At 31.5% G+C, this 19,924-nt stretch carries 10 protein-coding genes; all 10 read left to right on the forward strand.

The window, feature by feature from the left end:
• The first annotated feature begins 46 nt into the window (after positions 1 to 46).
• The 10 genes from ACXGQT_RS14810 (at position 47) to ACXGQT_RS14855 (ending at position 19,924) form a co-directional block, all read left to right on the forward strand.
• A complete protein-coding gene (locus ACXGQT_RS14810; protein WP_457829347.1) occupies positions 47 to 922 on the forward strand; it encodes a T9SS type A sorting domain-containing protein in 876 nt (291 codons plus the stop codon).
• A gap of 144 nt (positions 923 to 1,066) precedes the next feature.
• A complete protein-coding gene (locus ACXGQT_RS14815) occupies positions 1,067 to 4,714 on the forward strand; it encodes a hybrid sensor histidine kinase/response regulator transcription factor (RefSeq protein ID WP_457829348.1) in 3,648 nt (1,215 codons plus the stop codon).
• A gap of 269 nt (positions 4,715 to 4,983) precedes the next feature.
• On the forward strand, positions 4,984 to 6,405 hold the full coding sequence (locus ACXGQT_RS14820) for a family 43 glycosylhydrolase (protein ID WP_457829349.1): 1,422 nt from the start codon (positions 4,984 to 4,986) through the stop codon (positions 6,403 to 6,405).
• Positions 6,406 to 6,490: 85 nt separating this feature from the next.
• Positions 6,491 to 8,098 carry a glycoside hydrolase family 43 protein gene (locus tag ACXGQT_RS14825; RefSeq protein ID WP_457829350.1) on the forward strand — a complete coding sequence of 536 codons (1,608 nt, stop codon included), beginning with the start codon at positions 6,491 to 6,493 and terminating at the stop codon, positions 8,096 to 8,098.
• A 34-nt stretch (positions 8,099 to 8,132) separates the two neighbouring features.
• Positions 8,133 to 10,982, forward strand: a complete 2,850-nt coding sequence (locus ACXGQT_RS14830) for a glycosyl hydrolase (protein ID WP_457829351.1) — start codon at positions 8,133 to 8,135, stop codon at positions 10,980 to 10,982.
• A gap of 238 nt (positions 10,983 to 11,220) precedes the next feature.
• Entirely contained in the window at positions 11,221 to 11,943 is a 723-nt protein-coding gene (locus ACXGQT_RS14835) for a rhamnogalacturonan acetylesterase (protein WP_457829352.1), read from the forward strand.
• A gap of 24 nt (positions 11,944 to 11,967) precedes the next feature.
• A complete protein-coding gene (locus ACXGQT_RS14840; RefSeq protein ID WP_457829353.1) occupies positions 11,968 to 12,948 on the forward strand; it encodes a polysaccharide deacetylase family protein in 981 nt (326 codons plus the stop codon).
• A 4-nt stretch (positions 12,949 to 12,952) separates the two neighbouring features.
• Positions 12,953 to 15,379, forward strand: a complete 2,427-nt coding sequence (locus tag ACXGQT_RS14845) for a glycoside hydrolase family 2 TIM barrel-domain containing protein (protein WP_457829354.1) — start codon at positions 12,953 to 12,955, stop codon at positions 15,377 to 15,379.
• A gap of 16 nt (positions 15,380 to 15,395) precedes the next feature.
• Positions 15,396 to 18,287 (forward strand): glycosyl hydrolase 115 family protein, encoded by a 2,892-nt coding sequence (locus tag ACXGQT_RS14850; RefSeq protein ID WP_457829355.1) that lies wholly within the window; start codon positions 15,396 to 15,398, stop codon positions 18,285 to 18,287.
• Positions 18,288 to 18,313: 26 nt separating this feature from the next.
• Positions 18,314 to 19,924: a family 43 glycosylhydrolase gene (locus ACXGQT_RS14855; protein WP_457829356.1), complete on the forward strand. Its 1,611-nt coding sequence runs from the start codon at positions 18,314 to 18,316 to the stop codon at positions 19,922 to 19,924.

Here is a 19,924-nt window from a genome sequence, read left to right on the forward strand (position 1 = left end):
ACCTATCTACAGTAGTTTTGTAGCATAACTAAAATTTATATTATTTATGAAAAAAATTACATCAACAATTTTATTAATGTTGGCAAGTACAAGTTTTTTTGCTCAGAGTACTATTATTGCTTTTGAAGCAGAATCAGGTAATTTTAGCGCAACAACAGATTATGAAATTTTAACCGAAGGAGAGATTACTTATATCGCACCTAAAACTGATTTGTTAAACGGTGATTTCCCTGCAAGTGCAGATAAAGTTGTTACTTATAATGTGACTTTTGCTGAAGCTGGAACATATGACCTATATGGAAAAATGTATATTGGTCCTGGTGGTGCTACCGACGATAGTTTTTTTAATGCAGCAGGTTTTGGAGTTCAAGATGTGAATAATGCAGATCATTGGGTAAAACAAAACGAGACAAATAGACATGGTTATTCATCAGCTACAGATTATAGAACTATTGTTGATGGAAATTATATCACTACAGATTCTAAAAATGAAGAATGGAAGTGGATTAATCTTTCTCAAATGTTAAAGTCAGAAGTGCTAACTAATTATACGGTTGCTAACGGAAATTCAACATTACAATTTCAAGTTGGAGCTAGAGAAGATGGCTTAAGGTTTGATAAATTTGCTTTTGGAAAAACGGGAGTTGAATTTACTGTATCCGATCTTGATTCTGCACCTGTATCTCTTGGATTTAATCAAAATGTTGCTAAAGTAACAGCAAATATTTATACAGTAGGAAATACAGTGTCTGTAAGTAATATTACAGAAGTAACTGAAATTGAAGTTTACAGTATTACAGGTGCTTTGGTAAAAAGTTTATCAACAAAAGCAGATACAAGTTTTAATTTAAACCCTGGGGTTTGGATTGCAACATTAAAAACTGCAGAGGGACAAAAATCTGTAAAAATATTATGTAATTAATTAGAGGTAGTTTATTTAAAATTACTATTAATTCCTTCATTTTTATAGTTGTTATAAAAAGGTAAAAGAGATTCGCTATTATGTGAATCTCTTTTTTATTTTGTAGTTTAGACCACCTTAAAAAATAATGTTTATTCATATTTAATGCAGCAATTATACTCCTATAAAACACTTTTATTTATTGTGGTTTTTGTTGTTTCAATTTCCACTTTTGGACAAACCGAAAAATTTAAGTTTCAACATTTAAATGTGAATAATGGGTTGCCTCAAAATTCTGTATATGCCATTACTAAAGACAAGTATGGTTATGTTTGGTTTGGAACCTGGGGAGGAGTAGCAAGGTTTAATGGTTATGATGTAAAAACTTTTAGACCCATAGAAAATGATACCACAGCTCTTACAGATTATAGAATTAGTGCTATTGTTAACGATGCTAACGAGCATATATGGGTAGAAACAGAGAACAAAGATTATTATTTTAAGTATAATTTTGAGCAGGAAAATTTTACTAGATACTTAAAAAATAAAGCTCCTCAAACAGTCTTAAATGCTTTGAAAAATTGGAGAAGCAACGTTTATAGAGAAGCAAAAAATGAAAAGTTTAAATGGAATGGAGGAGCTAATGGTTTGTTACAAACCAATCTTTCTACTTCACAAGTTATTCAATATAAGAAAGAAATAAACAATCCTTTTTCGCTGTCAGGAAATCAAGCATCATATGTTTATTTAGACAATCAAGAAAATCTTTGGGTTGGTACACAATCAGGGGGAGTAAATTATACTAATATTTATAATAAGCCTTTTACCAATTATTTTATGGGGCAAAAAGGAGAAGGGCTTATAGATAATGTTGTAAGGGTTATTAGTAAAGATAATAAAGGAAGAATTTGGATAGGTTCCGAAAATAGAGGAATTACTATTATTGATAAAAATAAAAACACTCCTTTGTATCAATATTTAGACGGTGATTTATTAGGAGATTTAAAAATTAGAGCTTTATGTAATGATCAAGATGGAAACATGTGGATTGGTACTAAAAATGGTTTGTTTATTTATGCTGATTCTACTGTTGTGGTTCCCCCGTATAACAGAAATTTTTATAGTGGGAATATTTTTTCTTTATTCCAAGATCATAAAAAAAACATGTGGATTGGTACTTTGTATGGTTTGGTGTTGTATGATTATAAATCAGAAGAATTTACTCAAGTTTTACAGCATAATAAGTCTATAGGAAAATACATTAGATCTATAAAAGAAGATAAAAATCATCATTTGTGGGTTGCAACCGAAGATTTAGGAATAAGTCAATTAATTCCAAACAATTCAAAACTTAAAAATGAGGCTTATACGGTTAAACATTATAATCATCAAAAAGAAAATATAAATTCTCTACCTTCTAACAGAACTTATTCGTTAACTATTGATTCATTAGGAATGGTTTGGGTAGCTACAGATGCTGGTTTGTGTAGGTTAAACCCTAAAACGGAAAAGGTTATAACCTTTGATGTAGATAATGGATTGCCAGATAATATGGTAATGGGAGTGCTGTTTGATGGAGAAGAATCTGTGTGGGTAAGTCATAAAAAGGGATTGACTAAAATAGACATCAGTAGTTTTAAGTTACAAAATTTTAATATACAAGATGGTTTGCAAGGAAATGAGTTTAGTCAGAATGCTTGTTATATAGACAAAGACTCTGGAGAAATGTTTTTTGGAGGAACCAATGGTTTAAATGCTTTCTTTCCAACCAAAATAAAAACCAATCCACATCCACCAGAGATAGTGTTGACGGATTTGAGTGTAATGCATCAAAAGGTAAAGATTGGTCAAGAAATAAATGGAACTGTCGTTTTAGAGCAATCTTTATTGTGTACCAAAGAAATTAACCTTACTTGGGAAAACAGAATTTTTGAAATTGAATTTGCAGCTTTACATTATGCTAATTCAGAAGGAAATAAATACAAATACAAACTAGAGGGCTTTGATAAAAATTGGATAAATACCAACGCTAGTAATAGAAAAGCAGCCTATACCAATCTTTCACCTGGTGTTTATGTTTTTAAGGTCATGGCTGCTAATAGTGATGGTGTTTGGAATCCTACTCCTAAAAGTTTAAAAATAAATATAATTGCTCCATGGTGGAGATCTACTTTGGCTATTTTAGTATATGTTTTATTGTTTGTTATTTTTATTTGGTTGATTGTATATTATGTTTTTTCAAAAGTAAGACTAAAACAAAAAGAAGCAATTCATACAGCTAAGCTTCAGTTTTTTACAGAGATATCTCATGAGTTTAGAACTCCTTTAACTTTAATAGTAGATCCTTTAGAAAAGTTAATTTCAGAAAAATTGCCTGCAGAAACGGTAAAACAATATTATAAGTTAATGCATCGCAATGCAAAGCAATTGTTGTTGTTAATTCATCAATTGTTAGATTTTAGAAAATTAGAAACAGGTCATTTTTCACTATCCTTAAAAACAATGGATTTCATTTCATTTATTAGAACGATGGTTGCTTCTTTTAAAACACAGGCTGATGAAAAATCAATTGAATTAGAATTTGTGTCTGCTATACAAGAAGTTGTTTTTGGTTTTGATGAACATAAATTAAATATTATTTTAAATAATCTATTATCAAACGCTATTAAGTTTACATCAGCAAAAGGACGTGTTGAGGTAAGTGTTTACTTTAAAAATGAGGATAAAGAATTTGTTTGTTTTCAAGTAAAAGACACGGGGATTGGTATAGCAAAAGATGAATTACAACAAGTATTTGAATTGTTTTATCAAACCAAAGGAGGTAAAAATCAAAACCAAGGTTCTGGTATAGGTTTGTCTCTTACCAAAGAATTGGTGCTTTTACATGAAGGAAGTATTCAAGTAGAAAGCCAATTGAATAAAGGAACTATTTTTACAGTAAGCTTGCCTGTTAAAAACATTGTACAGGAAATAAACCTAGAACATACTATTGAGGAAAATACACAAGAAGACGATATTTTATCAATTAAAAACACATCAGATTTAAAAAAAAGAAACCTACCAATATTACTTTTTGTAGATGATAATCAAGAAATAAGAGACTATATTCATTTGAGTTTTAAACATCAATTTAAAGTAATTACTGCAAAACATGGAGTAGAGGGAATCGCTTTGGCTATAGAGCATATTCCAGACATCGTTATAAGTGATGTAATGATGCCTGAAATGGATGGTTTAGCGTTTTGTAAAAGGTTAAAAACAAATAAAATTACAAGTCATATTCCTGTAATTCTATTAACCTCACAACAATCAGACAAGGACAAAACAACAGGCTATGAAACCGGAGCAGATAGTTATGTAATAAAGCCTTTTACAAGTAGTGTTTTATATGCTAGAATACAAAATTTGTTAAAACAGAGAGAACTGTTAAGAGCATTGTTTGCTAAAGGATCTGTAGAAGAGTTAAAAAAGATAGCGAACAACTCTGCTGATACACTTTTTTTAGAAGAAGTTTCTCAGCTTATAGAAATGTATTTGGGAGATGCTGTTTTTAATGTTGATTTTCTTGCCGAAAAAATGGGAATGAGTCGTTCTCAATTTTACCGAAAAATAAAAGCATTGACCAATAAATCTGTAAATGACTTCATCACAACTTTTCAAATGAACAAGGCTGTAGAATATTTGTTAAGTGGAGCATATAACATTTCTGAAACAGCATATAAGGTTGGTTATAGTGCTCCAAATAGTTTTACAAGAGCTTTTGCAAAGTATTTTGGAATGTCACCTTCTCAATATTTAGAATCTCATAAATAGACTTTTTTTTCTGTTGTAAATCAGTTGTTTAATGTGTGTTGTGTGTTTGAATGCTTAAAATTGTTAGGTATTTGAACAGATTTGTTATGTCTTTTTTCGTTTAATAATTCATATTTGTGAGTCTTGCGGTTATAAACAAGTATAACAACTAAAAGTGTCTTTTGTGAGTAATGGTGTAGTTTAAAAATCTTGGAGATATATTTAGACTAAAGGGACAATCAGTTATTTAAAAGACTCTAATAAGTATAAATTTAAAAAAGAATAAATACATGATAAAAAATAAAATTAAAGCATATATCATTATTAGTTTGATGATGACAAGTATTATTTCATTTGCTCAAAACACAAAACCAGTCAATGCTATTTATTCAGGTATTCCTTGGTATGATAATCATGGAAATACAGTTAGTGCTCATGGTGCAGGTATCATTAAAGAAAATGATGTTTATTATCTTTTTGGTGAATTTAAAAGTGATGATGATATTCAATTTAATGGAGTAAGTTGTTACGCATCTAAAGATTTATACAATTGGACATTCGAAAATATAGTACTGCCAGTTCAAGATTCTGGTAGACTAGGACCTCATAGAATTGGAGAAAGGCCAAAAGTATTAAAATGCCCAAAAACAGGAGAGTATGTCATGTTTTTACATACCGATAACTTAAAATACAATGATCAGTGTGTAGGTTATGCCACCAGTAAAACGATTAATGGAACTTATACTTTTCAAGGTCCTATTCTGTTTAATGGTGAACCAATTAAAAAATGGGATATGGGGGTTTTTAAAGATACAGATGGAAGTGGTTATATAGTAACTCATTCAGGAAATTTATACAAATTGGCAGATGATTACAAAAGTGTAACTGAGCAAGTGGTTAAAAATATGACAGGTCAATGTGAATCTCCAATTATTTTTAAAAAAGAAGGTGTTTATTTTTGGTTAGGATCTAGTTTAACTTCTTGGGAAAGAAATGATAATTATTACTTTACTGCTACTTCTTTAAAAGGGCCATGGAAATCACACGGACATTTTGCTCCTAAAGGATCTTTAACATGGAATTCTCAATGTACTTTTGTGCTTCCTGTTCAAGGTTCCAAAGACACTACTTTTGTTTATATGGGAGATCGTTGGTCTTTTCCTCGTCAAAATTCTGCTGCTACTTATGTATGGCAACCGTTATCGGTTGTTAAAGACTCTATTTATTTACCAGATTTTAAACAAAGTTGGCAAATAAATACAGAAACAGGAGAGTGGTCAACAAAAAAACTAAAAGGAAAAATAGTTGAGAATACCAATACCAAAGAAATTGAATACATAGGAAATTGGACTCGTGCCAATGGTGATGATGAATTTTCAGATAGCTATTCTAACGAGAAAAACGCATCAATTTCACTAAACTTTAAAGGAACACAAATAGGGATTTATGGAGTTTCTCGTCCTAATGGAGGATATGCTAAAGTAGATGTTCAAGATATTAATGGAAAAATAATACAGAGTAATATTATAGAAATGTATTCTAAATACGCTGAAACTTCTTTAAAATACTTAAGTCCTGTTTTACCAAAAGGCAATTATAAATTAGTGGTTAGTGTTGTTGGAGATCATGGAAATTGGTACAAAAAGGACGGAACTAAATTTGGAAGTACTGATGATTTTGTATCGATAGATAAAATAATGATTAAAAAGTAAAGATTCTTTTAAATAATAAAGTGTAAAATAATAAAACTAAAACAGCTGTGTATATAGTGTGTTTTAAAAAATAAAAAACAAGGCAATGTATCTTTATAATATTTATGTATTAAAGACTATAAAAAGCTTTATAATCATAGGGTTTCTTTTAGTGTATGGTTTTTCTATGGGGCAGCAAGCTCCTACTAATTTTAAAAATCCTGTGTTATCAGGGTTTAATCCAGATCCTTCTATATGCAGAGTTGGTGATGATTATTATATGGTAACATCATCATTTACTTGGTTTCCAGGAATTCCTATTTATCATAGTAAAGATTTAGTTAATTGGGAGTTAATCGGTCATGGTATTACAAGAAAAGAACAGTTGGATTTTGAGGGAGTTAAAGATGAAAAAGGTGTTTGGGCGGTAACTATTCGTTATCATCAAGGATTATTTTATTTAATTACTACTTGTAATAATTGCGGAGGTAATTTTTATATAACTACAAAAGATCCAGCAGGAGAATGGTCTAATCCTGTATGGCTTAACGAGGCTTCAGGAATTGATCCTTCATTGTTTTGGGATGAAGATGGAACTTGTTATTATACAGGAAATACTTGGGATTTTAAACACGAATGGCAAGGACAGTGTGCTATTTGGATACAAGAATTAGATTTAGAAAAACAAAAGCTAATAGGGGAAAAGAAAATATTGACTTATGGTTATGCAAATAATGCTGCTTATGCAGAGGGACCTCACATATATAAAATAGATGATGAGTATTTATTGTTAATGTCAGAAGGAGGTTCAAGTTCAAATCATGCCATTACTTCACATCATAGCTCTACTCTTTTTGGAAATTATATAGCAGATAAAGTAAACCCTGTATTATCGCACAGACAGTTTGGAAATAATTATCCACTACAAACTATAGGACATGGTGATTTGGTACAGACACAAAATGGAGAATGGTGGGCTGTTGTGTTGGGTACAAGAGATATTAAAAACAACGTTAGACTTACTCGTGAAACATTTTTATGTAAAGTAAATATAGAAGAAGGAACTCCAATTTTTAATCCTGGTTATGGTAAAGTATTAATAGAGCAGAAAAGACCGTTGTTACCATGGACACCAGTGGAGCCAGAAAATGCTAAAGATGAATTTGATAAAGTATCTAAAAAATGGTACACTATAAATACTCCTAAAAATGAGTTTTATAAAACCAGCAATGGAAAACTTTATTTAAATGTATTGCCAAGTGTAGCAGATAGTTTAAACCATTCCTCTATACTTATCCAACGTATAAAAGATTTTAAATATTCAGCTACTACAAAACTATCTTTTAACCCCAAAAAGAATGAACAAGCAGGACTTATTATCTACAGAACAAACAACAGTTATTATATGTTGGTTAAAGAAAAAAAACGAGTAGTTCTCATTAAAAAGTTTAAAAAAGAGAAAAAAGAAATCGCGAGCTTACCTTATAGTAAAGACGTTGTGTTTTTTAAGGTAGATGTAAATCAGTTGGATATACAATTTAGTGCGGGAGCCTCATTAAATAAGATGATAAAGGTTGGAGCTGTTCAAAATATAACTGTGATAGCAGAAGGAAATGGCAATAGGTTTAATGGGCCAGGAATAGGAATGTATACAACTGCCAATGGACAGAAAAGTAATAACAAAGCAGTGTTTGATTGGTTTGAGTATAAATAAAGTTGTTGTCATTAAAATAATAAATATAAAATTAATGAAAGTATTAGTTCTTTTACATCAAAAACTCAGAAGCTTGTTTTTGATATGTTTAATTGTAAATTTTCACAATATTTCGGGTCAAAATAAAGATTTATCTTCTCAGTTTAAAGAAGCTAAGGGACCGGCTCCTTCCATTATTTGGCAGTGGATGAATGGAGTGGTTAGTAAAGAGGGAATCACAGCCGATTTAGAAGCGTTTAAAGAAATTGGTTTTGCAGGTGTTTATAACTTTCAGGTAGGTGGAGACAATCAGGCTTTGGCAAATGATCCAAGTGTTAAGATTGGTAATGATAAATGGAAAGAATTAATGCGTTTTTCTATAGACGAATGTGCTCGTTTAGGATTAACATTTGGAACACATAATTGTCCTGGGTGGTCATCAAGTGCAGCCCCTTGTGTTAAAGTGGAGCACTCCATGCAAAAATTGGTTTGGACACAAATAAAAGTAAATCATTCAATTAAAAATCCGATTGTAATTAAGCAACCCTCCGTAGATAAAAAATGGAATTATTATCAGGATATTGCTGTTATTGCTATACCAGATCAAGATATAGTATCAAAAAACAATGTTATTGATATTTCTGATAAAATGACTGAGCAAGGAGTGTTAAATTGGAAGGTTCCTAAAGGAAAGTGGATTATCTTGCGTTTTGGACATACTACTACTGGACAAACGAATATCAATACATCACCTTTATCTGGTGTAGGACTTGAATGTGATAAGCTTAGCAAGGAAGCAGTTAAAAAATATTGGTCAGGATATCCTTCTCAACTGATAGCGTTGGCAGGAAAAAATGCTGGAACTACTTTTACCCAAATTGAAATAGATAGTTACGAAGCAGGTGAGCAAAATTGGACACCAGAGATGTTATACAATTTCAAAAAACTTAGAGGATACGATTTGCTTTCGTGGATGCCAGTAATTGCAGGTAAAACTATAGAAAGCAAAGCATTGTCAAGTCGTTTTAAGTATGATTGGAAGAAAACCATATCTGATCTTTTTGCAAATAATTATTATTTGTATATGGATGAATTAACTCGAGAAACACCAGGTATGGATTTATTAGTAGAACCTTATACAGGACCTTTTGATATACAAAGTGCTAGTGGTGGAGAAAGTCAACTTGCTTGTGAATTCTGGACTAGACCAAATTGGGGATGGAAAACTGTACAACCAGTGGTATCAGCAGCACATACATTAGGAAAGCAAGTAGTAAATGCCGAAGCTTTTACTTGTTGGCCTTTGTCGGCATGGCAGGATGGTCCTTATGAACTTAAAGGAGCTGGTGATCGTGCATTTTGTAAAGGTGTAAATCAACTTATGCTACATGCTGCAGCACAAAATCCGTGGACAAATGTAAAACCAGGTATGACATTTGGTAAATGGGGAACTCAATTTTCACCAGGTCAAACATGGTGGAATCACGGAGGTAAAGAGTGGGTAGATTATCTTACTCGTTGTCAGTTAATGTTACAAAAAGGATTATATGTAGGAGATATCTGTTATTTACAATTATTTGGAGATAGAAATAAGAATTCAAGACCTAAAGGTTATGCAGGTGATGAATGTGGAGAAAGGGCTTTCTTAGAAAGGATGACTGTTAAGGATGGGAGATTACAAATGCCAGATGGAATGAGTTATAGTGTGCTTGTACTTCCAAAATCTAATAGAATTACCGAACCCGTTGCAAAAAAAATCCGTCAACTTGTAAAAAAAGGTGCTGTGGTAATAGGAGCTAAACCTAACAAAGCAATTGATTTAGAGAATTATCCTGCAAATGATGAATGTATAAAAAAAATAGGAGATGACGTTTGGGGAGATTGTGATGGTAATTTAATAAAAGAGCATAAGTATGGAAAAGGGAAGGTTTTTTGTGGAGAATCATTACCTAATGTACTTCATAAATTAAATGTTCAACCCGATTTACAGTTTAGCGATGATACTGGTTTAGAGTGGATTCATAAGAAAGAAAATAATTTAGATATTTATTTTATATCTAATCAAGAAAATAAAGCTGTTAAAGTAAATGCTTCTTTTCGTATTCAGGGGAAAGAACCAGAATTATGGCATGCTGATACTGGACAAATGGAAAAGGCATTACATTGGAAAAAAAATGATAAAAGAACAGATGTATTGTTGAATTTAGATCCTCGAGGTTCTGTTTTTGTGGTGTTTCAAAAAGACACAAGCAAGCAAGGGCCTGGTTTAAGTAAAAATATCACAACAAAATCTAGTGTTATAAATATAGAGGGGGCATGGAAGGTGAACTTTCCTTCCGGATGGGGAGCACCAGAAAGCATTGTTCTTGATGAACTTAGCTCATGGACGGATAACAAAGATTCAAGAGTAAAGTATTTTTCAGGAACTGCTTCGTATGTTAAAGAAATTGAAGTACCAGCTTCTTTTTGTAATTCTAATACTGTTGTTAGTTTAGATTTGGGTGCTGTAAAAAATATAGCAGAAGTGTTTTTAAATGGAGAGAAGTGCGGTACTTTATGGAAACCTCCTTTTCGACTAAATTTTGGTTCAAAATTAAAGACAGGTAAAAATATTTTAGAGGTTCAAATAACAAACCTTTGGCCCAATAGAATGATTGGTGATGAGTTTGAACCAGAGGATGCTGAATGGGGAGAGCCTTTTGTTTATCCATATGCTCCAGGTAATCCTGTAATTGGTCGTATGCTTGCAACTGTTCCTCAATGGTTGGTAGAAAAGAAACTACGTCCGTCTAAAAACAGATATACTTTTGTGTCATTTAAATTTTTTAATAAAGATTCTAAATTACTTCCATCAGGTCTGCTTGGTCCTGTAAAATTGGAAAGCAAACAAGTGAATAATGAGTGATGAAATTACAAGATTACAATCTATTATTTTTATCATATTAGAGAGGTAATGTTTGTTCTTAAAATGATAGAGATCTAAAATAGGAGTTTGTATAAATGATTGATTTCATTAGGTATTATAATGTAATGTTTATCCCTTTATAGCCCAAAAAAGGCTTGAATTGATAATTATAAGTCGAATATGATAATTAATGCCATATAATAGTATCTAGTTTTGTGTTGATTTAAAGTTGATAAGTATGAAATTATTTTTAAGTGCTTTGTTGGTTGTTTTGTGTTTAACCAGTTGTCACGTAAATAAAAATGTTGGTATTTGGATGGTTGGAGATTCTACCATGGCAAAGAAAAAAGCATCGAGAGCTCCGGAGTCTGGTTGGGGAGAAGGATTAAAAGAATATACCAATCAAAAAGCTAAAGTTCACAATCATGCAGCTAGTGGAAGAAGTAGCTTAAGTTTTATTACAGAAAACAGATGGAAAAATGTAAAAGATAGCTTGCAAAAAGGAGACTATGTAATTTTACAATTTGGACATAATGATGAAAAAGCTAAAGAAAAATTACATACAGAACCATTTGGGTCATTTCAACAAAACATGAAAATGTTTATTATAGAAGCTAGAGAAAAAGGGGCTATTCCTATTATTTGTTCTTCAATTGTAAGAAGACATTTTGATGAACATAAACAATTAATAGATACTCATGGAGATTATATTATTGCTGCAAAAGAAATAGTCCTAGAAACCAATACGGCATATGTTGATATGGAGTCTTTAACTCATGATTTAGTTTTGAGTATGGGGCCAGAAAAGTCAAAAGAGATTTATAATTTTAGTGGTAAAAAACAAGATTCTACTCATTTAAATTTTAATGGAGCTTCTGTTGTTGCAGCATTGTTTGTTAAAGAAGTTAAAAAACAACATTTACCATTGGCTAAGTTTTTTAGGGTAAACAAAGAAAAATAAAGTCTAATGTATAAAGTAATCAGTATGATTTTTTTTAAAAATAAAATAAGTCTTTACAGCATCTTCTTGTTTTTTACGCTAAGTGCTTTTGGGCAACAAACCCATGCTGTTTTTTCTGTAGCAAAATACAAAGACAATAAACAAGCAGCTATTAGTTATACGTTTGATGATGGTCTTCAAGAACACTATACTTTGATTTATCCAGAATTTAAAAAATTAGGTTTTAAAGCTACTTTTTGGATAAATGGAAATACAATTAATGAAGGAGAATTAGGAAAAAGGGAAAAACCTAGATTGACATGGAACGAAATAAAAGAAATATCTAGCCAAGGTCATGAAATATCAAATCATGGGTGGACACATAAAAAATTAACCCAATGTACTCCAGACGAAATGCAATTTGAAATAGTTCATAATGATAGCGTTATTGAAGCCAAAGTAGGCAAAAGACCTACTACCTTTTGTTATCCTAACAACAGCATGAATAAAGAGGTAATTAAAGCTGCTTCAAAGAATCGTGTGGGAACTCGCACAGAACAATTCCAAATGGGTAGAAAGTCTACATCAGAAATTCTATCTAATAAAATAGATACTATATTAAAAAATAAAGAATGGTGTGTTGCTATGATTCATGGAATTACTTATGGATATGATGCTTTTAAGAAAGATTCTATTTTATGGAATCATTTAAGAGAAGTGAAACTTTTAGAAGATAAAATATGGGTAGGGACTTTTCATGACATTTCTGCTTATACACAAGAACAAAAAAAAATAGAATTAGATATTGTTACCAAAAGGAAAAAATGGATAATAACTCCAAAAATCTCATTAGATAAACATTTATTTAATACTCCTCTAACCATGGTGGTTGATAAAAACCAAATAGCGCATTTTACAGTTGAACAGAATGGTGAAAAATTAAAAACAATTACCAAAAACAATCAAATTCTTTTTGATTTTGACCCTAATGGTGATAAAATAAAAATAAAAGAAATAAAGTTATAGTTACATGAAAGCATTAAAATTAATTATACTCGTAATTTTTATTACAAATTTTTCTCAATCACTCTTTTCTCAAAGAAAACAATTGTTTAATAACGATTGGAAGTTCTTTAGAGGTACTGTTAATAAAGCTGAACGAGTGGATTTTAATGATATAGAATGGAGAACAGTTAATTTACCTCATGATTGGAGTATAGAAAAATTACCAAATCAAATAAAGGATTCCATTGTAGGGCCTTTTTCTAAAGCAAGTGTTGGTGGTGCTGCTACAGGTAATACGGTAGGAGGTGAAGGTTGGTACAGAAAAACATTTGTGATTACATCAGAACAAAAAAATCAACGTCACGAATTGTATTTTGAAGGAGTCTATAATCAATCAGAAATATGGATCAACGGAAAAAAAGCATACGAAAATGTTTATGGATATACCTCATTTAGATTTGATATAACTGAGTTTTGTAATCCAGTAGGTCAACAAAATGTAGTTGCGGTAAAAGTAGTAAATCAAGGAAAAAACTCACGTTGGTATTCTGGATCAGGAATTTATCGTCACGTATGGATGTTTCATACCTCTAAAACCTATTTAAAAGATTGGGGAACTAAAATTACAACCAAAAAGGTAGAAAACAACAAGGCACAAATTCATGTTTCTGCTACTATAATAGAAGGATTAGGAAAACAAAAAAACTATAAAGTAAAAGTTTCTGTTATAAATGATCAAGGACAAACAGTAGTTGCAAATACGGAAAAAATTAAAGTGGCTAAAACAAGTCAAACAAATGTTGATATAAATTTATCGGTAAACAATCCATTATTGTGGTCTGTAGAAAATCCTTACTTATATCAAATAAAACTAGAGCTGTGTAAAGGAAGTAAAGTGGTAGATGTGTTAAGTATTCCTTATGGAATTAGAACCATTGATTACACTGTAGATAAAGGTTTTCAGTTAAATGGAAAAACGGTTTTACTAAAAGGTGGTTGTGTTCACCATGCCCACGGTTTGTTAGGAGCAGCTGCTTTTGATGATGCAGAAATTAGAAAAGTAAAATTATTAAAAAACAATGGTTATAATGCCGTTAGAGTAGCTCATAATCCTTTTTCAGAAAGTTTTATGAATGCTTGTGATAGTATAGGAATGTTGGTGATTGATGAAGCTTTTGACCAATGGAATAACAAAAAAAATGAACAAGATTATCATTTGTATTTTAAAGATTGGAGCGCTAAAGATATTCACAATTTAATTGTTAGAGATAAAAATCATCCTTCGGTAATTATGTGGAGTATTGGAAATGAAATTAGAGAAAGAATTTCAGAAAAAGGAAAGAAAACAGCCTTATACTTAAAAAACGAAATTTTAAAATACGATACCACTAGACCTATAACAGCTGGGGTTAATAAATATTGGAACAAAGATAGAACTGCTATGATTTCATTGGAAAATGCGATGATTCATTTAGATGTTTCTGGATATAACTACATGTGGAGATTTTATGAAGAAGAACATAGTAAAATGCCTAATAGGGTAATGTATGGTAGTGAAAGTGTAGCTACTGAAGCTTCAGAAAATTGGGACAAAGTAGAGGCTTTGCCTTATGTAATTGGTGATTTTGTTTGGACAGCTATGGATTATTTAGGGGAATCTGGTATAGGTAATTCTTTAGAAGTTAATCCTGAAGAAAATGTACATCAATTTATGAGTTGGCCTTGGTACAACGGTTGGTGTGGAGATATTGATTTGATAGGTGTTAAAAAACCACAATCTTATTACAGAGATGTTTTATGGCGTGAAAAAAAGATAAGTATGGCAGTAGAACTTCCTGTAGCCGAGGGTAAAATTAAAAAAGTAAGTTTTTGGGGATGGTCAGAAGAAACATTGTCATGGACTTTTCCAGATATGATTGGTAAAGAAATGAAGATAAATGTGTATTCAAGAGCACCAAAAGTACTTTTATACTTAAATGATAAACTTATAGGTGAGCAAATTACAAACAGTCAATACAAAGCACAATTTAAAGTAAATTATAAAGAAGGAGTTTTAAAGGCGGTAGCGGTAGAAAATGGAAAAGAAATAGCAACCACTGTTTTAAAAACTATCGGAGAGCCAAGTGCTTTAAAATTAACAGCAGATAAAACAGTACTAAAAGCAAACGGACAAAGTTTAAGTTATGTGTTGGTTGAGTTGGTAGATGATCAAGGAAATGTGGTTGTAGATGATTTTAGACAAATATCTGTAAAATCTCAAGGAGTTGCTCAAATTATAGGAATTGGTAACGGGGCTCCAGCAGATATGGAAAGCTTTGGTTCTTTAACTCCTAAATTATTTAACGGACGTGCCATGATTATTCTAAGGTCAGGAAACAAAGTAGGGGAAACAAAAATAAAAGTAACATCAGTTGGAGTAAAATCTTCTGAAATTAGTATCAATGAACAATAAATTTATTCTCAATTATATGAAATATTATTTTCAAATTTTAAGTCTTTTTCTTTTTAGTCAAATATTTAATGCTTGTAGTGCTGTCACTACTTCTAACAATGATGTGTCAACATTTGAAATTGTAAGCGAGACTAAAAAAACAACTATTTTATACAATAAAGATGAAAATTCTTTAGACTCTATTGCAGCTTATTTGCTGGCAGATGATATTTACAAAGTAAGTAAATACAAACCAACAGTGATTACTAATATCAAAGAAGCCAAAGGAAATGTAATTGTAATAGGGGCGTTAGGAACTAAATTTATAGAGACTTTTTTAAAGGATGCCTCAATAAAAAATAATTTTGAGCATCAGTGGGAAAGTTACATGTATAAAACCATTTCCAATCCTAAAAAAAATATAGAAAAGGCATTGATTATTGCAGGAACAAATCCTAGAGGAACGGCCTATGGAGTATTTGATTTGTCTAAAAAACTAGGAGTCTCTCCATGGTATTGGTGGGCAGATGTCCCTGCAAAACAACAAAGCACATTGGTTATAAATCAACCAGAGTATTATAGTAAAGCACCATCGGTAGAATATAGAGGAATCTTTTTAAACGATGAAGATTGGGGGTTACAACCTTGGGCAGCTAAAACTTTAGAGCCAGAAACAGGTGATATTGGGCCTAAAACATATGCTAAAATTTTTGAATTATTATTGCGTTTAAAAGCCAATGCTATTTGGCCAGCAATGCACTCAAGTACCAAAGCCTTTTTTCATTATCCTGGAAACAGAAAAATGGCAGAATTGTACCAAATTGTTTTAGGAAGTTCTCATGCAGAACCTATGTTACGTAACAATGTAGATGAATGGAATAAACAAAAATGGGGACGATTTAATTACAAAACCAATAAACAAAATGTTTTTAAGTATTGGGAAGACCGAGTAAAAGAAGCTAGTAATATTGATGGAATTTATACTATTGGAATGCGTGGTGTTCACGATAGTGGTATGGAAGGAGTAAAATCTAAAGCAGAAGCTGTTGAGGTATTAACAGAGGTTATTGCCGACCAAAGAGGAATGTTACAAAAGCACATAAATCCAGATGTTACAAAAATACCACAGGCTTTTACAGTTTATAAAGAAGTGTTAGACATATATAAAAACGGACTTAAAGTTCCAGAAGATATTACCTTGGTTTGGACAGATGATAATTATGGATACATTAGGGCTTTAAGTAATGTAGAAGAACAACAAAGAGTTGGAGGTTCAGGAGTGTATTATCACGTTTCTTATTGGGGTAGACCACATGATTATTTATGGTTAGATACTACCAATCCATATTTAGTTAGAGAAGAGATGATGAAAGCTTATGAGTTAAACAATAGAAAAATTTGGATATTAAATGTGGGAGATATAAAACCTGCAGAATACAACATGCAATTCTTTTTAGACATGGCTTTTGATGCGGAACAGTTTAAAAATCCATTAGCAGTTAAAAAACACGAAGCTGATTTTTACGGAGGTATTTTTGGAACTCAATATGCAAATGATTTGGCAGCGGTTAAAGAATCTTATTTTCAATTGGCTTTTGAACGCAAACCAGAGTTTATGGGATGGAGTCAAACTGAGAGAACCACACCTATTTATAAATCTGCCTACAACGCATTAAGTAATGGTGATGAAATGCAACAACGAATTGATGCTTATCAAAAAATAGAGGATAAAGTAGTGGCTATTCAGCAACAATTGCCAGAAAATTTACAAAGTGCCTTTACGCAATTAATTGCTTATCCTGTAAATGCAGCAGCGAATATGAGTAAAAAGTTTATGTACAAAGACAAAGCTTTAACGTATCAAGCACAATCAAGAAAAAGTGCAAGTCTTTACAAAGAATTGTCTCACAAAGCTTATGAAGAAATAGTGAACTTAACTGCTAAGTACAATGAGGTTTCTAATGGTAAATGGAGAGAAATAATGGATATGAAACCAAGAAGATTACCTGTGTTTGATAATCCAGAAATTGAACTTAAAAATATTACATCTCATCAGTCAATAAATATTTCAGTAGAAGATACTTTAGCAGTTTCTAAAGAAAAAGCAGTGCTTCCTACTTTTTATGTAAACCAAAATGACACTTATTTTATGGATGTATTTTTAGTAGCAGCCGACCAAGCAAATTGGAAGGTTGCTGAAAAACCAAATTGGTTAACGGTTTCTAAAGAGCAAGGAAGCTTAAATGAAACAACTTTAGAACAACGAATTTTTGCTAGTATCAATTGGCAAGCATGGAAAGTAGCAGGAAGTCCTAAAAAAGACGTTTTGCTTATTAAAGGAGATGATTTTAATAAAACCATAGAAATACATATTTCTGATAGTTATCAAAATAATCTATCAAACACTGTGGTAGAAAAAAATGGAAAAGCTGTTTTTTATGCAAGTCAATTTCAAGAAAACGCTTCTGTGGCAAATAAGTTTTGGGAATTATCAAAAGGTTTAGGGCATTCTTCTTCGGTAATGCATGCAAGACCTTTATCAGCTATTACTGATAAAAATGTAGATCAAGCTCCAGTTTTGACTTATCAAGTTTATACAGAAACAGTAACTAAAAATGCTTATTTAAATATAGTGGCTATTCCTACCCATCCTTTACATACCGATGGAGAAGTTCGTATTGCAGTGCAATGGAATGATGAACCTTTACAAGAAATTAATTTTAAAACTTACGGGAGAAGTAGAGAATGGAAACAAAATGTATTAACAAATAAGGCTATAAAGCAAATTAAAGTTCCTGTAAATTTCAAAGGGAAGCAGCAGTTAAAAATATTTATGGTTGATGCAGGAGTAATGTTAGATTATATTGTTTTAAACACTAAAGACACTAAAATTCCTTATCATTTAGGAAAACAAACAATTATAGATTAATTAGAAACCAAAATAATTATAGGGATATGAGTATCAAAAAACAGTATAAATTTTCTATCATTATTTGTTTTTTTATTCTGTTTGTGGCTGGTTTAAATTCTTTACAAGCACAATTTAAAAATATTAAAAACGATGTTTTTTGGAATACCAAAGACGGAAAGCCTATTTATAGTCAAGGAGGAGGAATTTTTAAATTCAACGACCCAGTTACAGGCAAACAAAAATACTATTGGTATGGGGTGCATTATAAAGGTGCCGATGTTTATAGAAAAGATCCTTCAAAAACAGTTGAAACTTATAGATTTCAATCGGTTACATGTTACAGTTCTAACAATTTGGTAGACTGGACTTTTGAAGGTGATGTTTTTACAGAAGAACAAGCTTTTATAGACACAAAAAAAACATGGGTAGGCCGTTTAGGAGTTGCTTATATAAATGCATTAGACAAATATGCCATGTTTGTTCAGCACGGGGGAGAGGTGCTAATTACTGTTGCCAACACTCCTACAGGACCTTTTACATGGCATCAGAAAATTAGTATGAAGGATATGATTGGGACAACTAATACAGGTGATCAAACGGTTTTTACAGATGAGGATACCGGAATCTCTTACCTTATCTATTCATATGGACAAGGAAGAAATAAAATATATGTTTCCGAAATTGGTGTTAAAAAAGGAAAGGTTGACTTGTTAGATTGTACTCAAATTTTTAGGGGAGCAAGTAGAGAAGGAAATTGTATGTTTAAGTACCAAAACAAATATTATATGTTTGCATCTAATATTTATGGTTGGGATTCTTCCTTTGCATATTATTTGGTAGCTGATGATATTAGAGGACCTTACTTGCCTACTAACAAAATGCTTATTACCAAAGGAGTAGAAGAAGATTTTTCTCATATTACTCAAACAGGATTTTTTGTAAATGTAAAAGGAAGTGAAAAAGAAACGGTGGTTTATTGTGGAGATCGTTGGTCTGATTTTGCAGGGAATGGATTAGGATACAACCAATGGTGCCCTCTTTCTTTTATAGGTGATGAGCCTTATTTTAACTCTCTAAATTCATGGGATTTAAATAACAAAACAGGAAACTGGAAAGTAGCAAGAGATAATGATTTTGTAAAAAACGGAAGTTTTGAAGCAGATAGAAGGCATATTCCAAGTCCTGTAAAACCTGTGCAAACAGTTTTAACAGGTTGGGTTACAGAAGTTATACAAGGAACTTCTATTTCTTTAGACAAAGCCTCTCCTGTATTAAACTATTTTAACACTCAACAAGATAGAACAGTTGTGGTGGGAGAAAAAAGTTTAAATATTAGTGATCTAGTTAATTTTAAAAGAAAAATTTCTCAAACCATAAGTTCATCGCCTTACGTTTCTTTAGCTGATGGATTTTACACACTTACTGCAAAGATTAAAAATACACAAGGGTTTCAACTCTTAGAAATGTATGCCTTGAGTAAAGAAGAAAGCGTAAACTATTTAGTAAAAGAAGAAAATAAGGCTTGGAAAACCATCACTATTCAACATATTCCTGTTAAAGAAGGGAAAGTAGAAATTGGTTTTATTGCTGATGGAACAGCCAATGCAAATGCTCAAATAGATGATGTGTCGTTGGTGAAAGAAACAGATGAGTAA

This window comes from Wenyingzhuangia sp. IMCC45467 (genome assembly GCF_054111205.1).

What these genes read in the sequence shown, in the direction of transcription:
- ACXGQT_RS14810 (WP_457829347.1), top strand. Translation starts at nt 47, where the DNA reads ATGAAAAAAATTACATCAACAATTTTATTAATGTTGGCAAGTACAAGT.
- ACXGQT_RS14815 (WP_457829348.1), top strand. Translation starts at nt 1,067, where the DNA reads ATGCAGCAATTATACTCCTATAAAACACTTTTATTTATTGTGGTTTTT.
- ACXGQT_RS14820 (WP_457829349.1), top strand. Translation starts at nt 4,984, where the DNA reads ATGATAAAAAATAAAATTAAAGCATATATCATTATTAGTTTGATGATG.
- ACXGQT_RS14825 (WP_457829350.1), top strand. Translation starts at nt 6,491, where the DNA reads ATGTATCTTTATAATATTTATGTATTAAAGACTATAAAAAGCTTTATA.
- ACXGQT_RS14830 (WP_457829351.1), top strand. Translation starts at nt 8,133, where the DNA reads ATGAAAGTATTAGTTCTTTTACATCAAAAACTCAGAAGCTTGTTTTTG.
- ACXGQT_RS14835 (WP_457829352.1), top strand. Translation starts at nt 11,221, where the DNA reads ATGAAATTATTTTTAAGTGCTTTGTTGGTTGTTTTGTGTTTAACCAGT.
- ACXGQT_RS14840 (WP_457829353.1), top strand. Translation starts at nt 11,968, where the DNA reads ATGATTTTTTTTAAAAATAAAATAAGTCTTTACAGCATCTTCTTGTTT.
- ACXGQT_RS14845 (WP_457829354.1), top strand. Translation starts at nt 12,953, where the DNA reads ATGAAAGCATTAAAATTAATTATACTCGTAATTTTTATTACAAATTTT.
- ACXGQT_RS14850 (WP_457829355.1), top strand. Translation starts at nt 15,396, where the DNA reads ATGAAATATTATTTTCAAATTTTAAGTCTTTTTCTTTTTAGTCAAATA.
- ACXGQT_RS14855 (WP_457829356.1), top strand. Translation starts at nt 18,314, where the DNA reads ATGAGTATCAAAAAACAGTATAAATTTTCTATCATTATTTGTTTTTTT.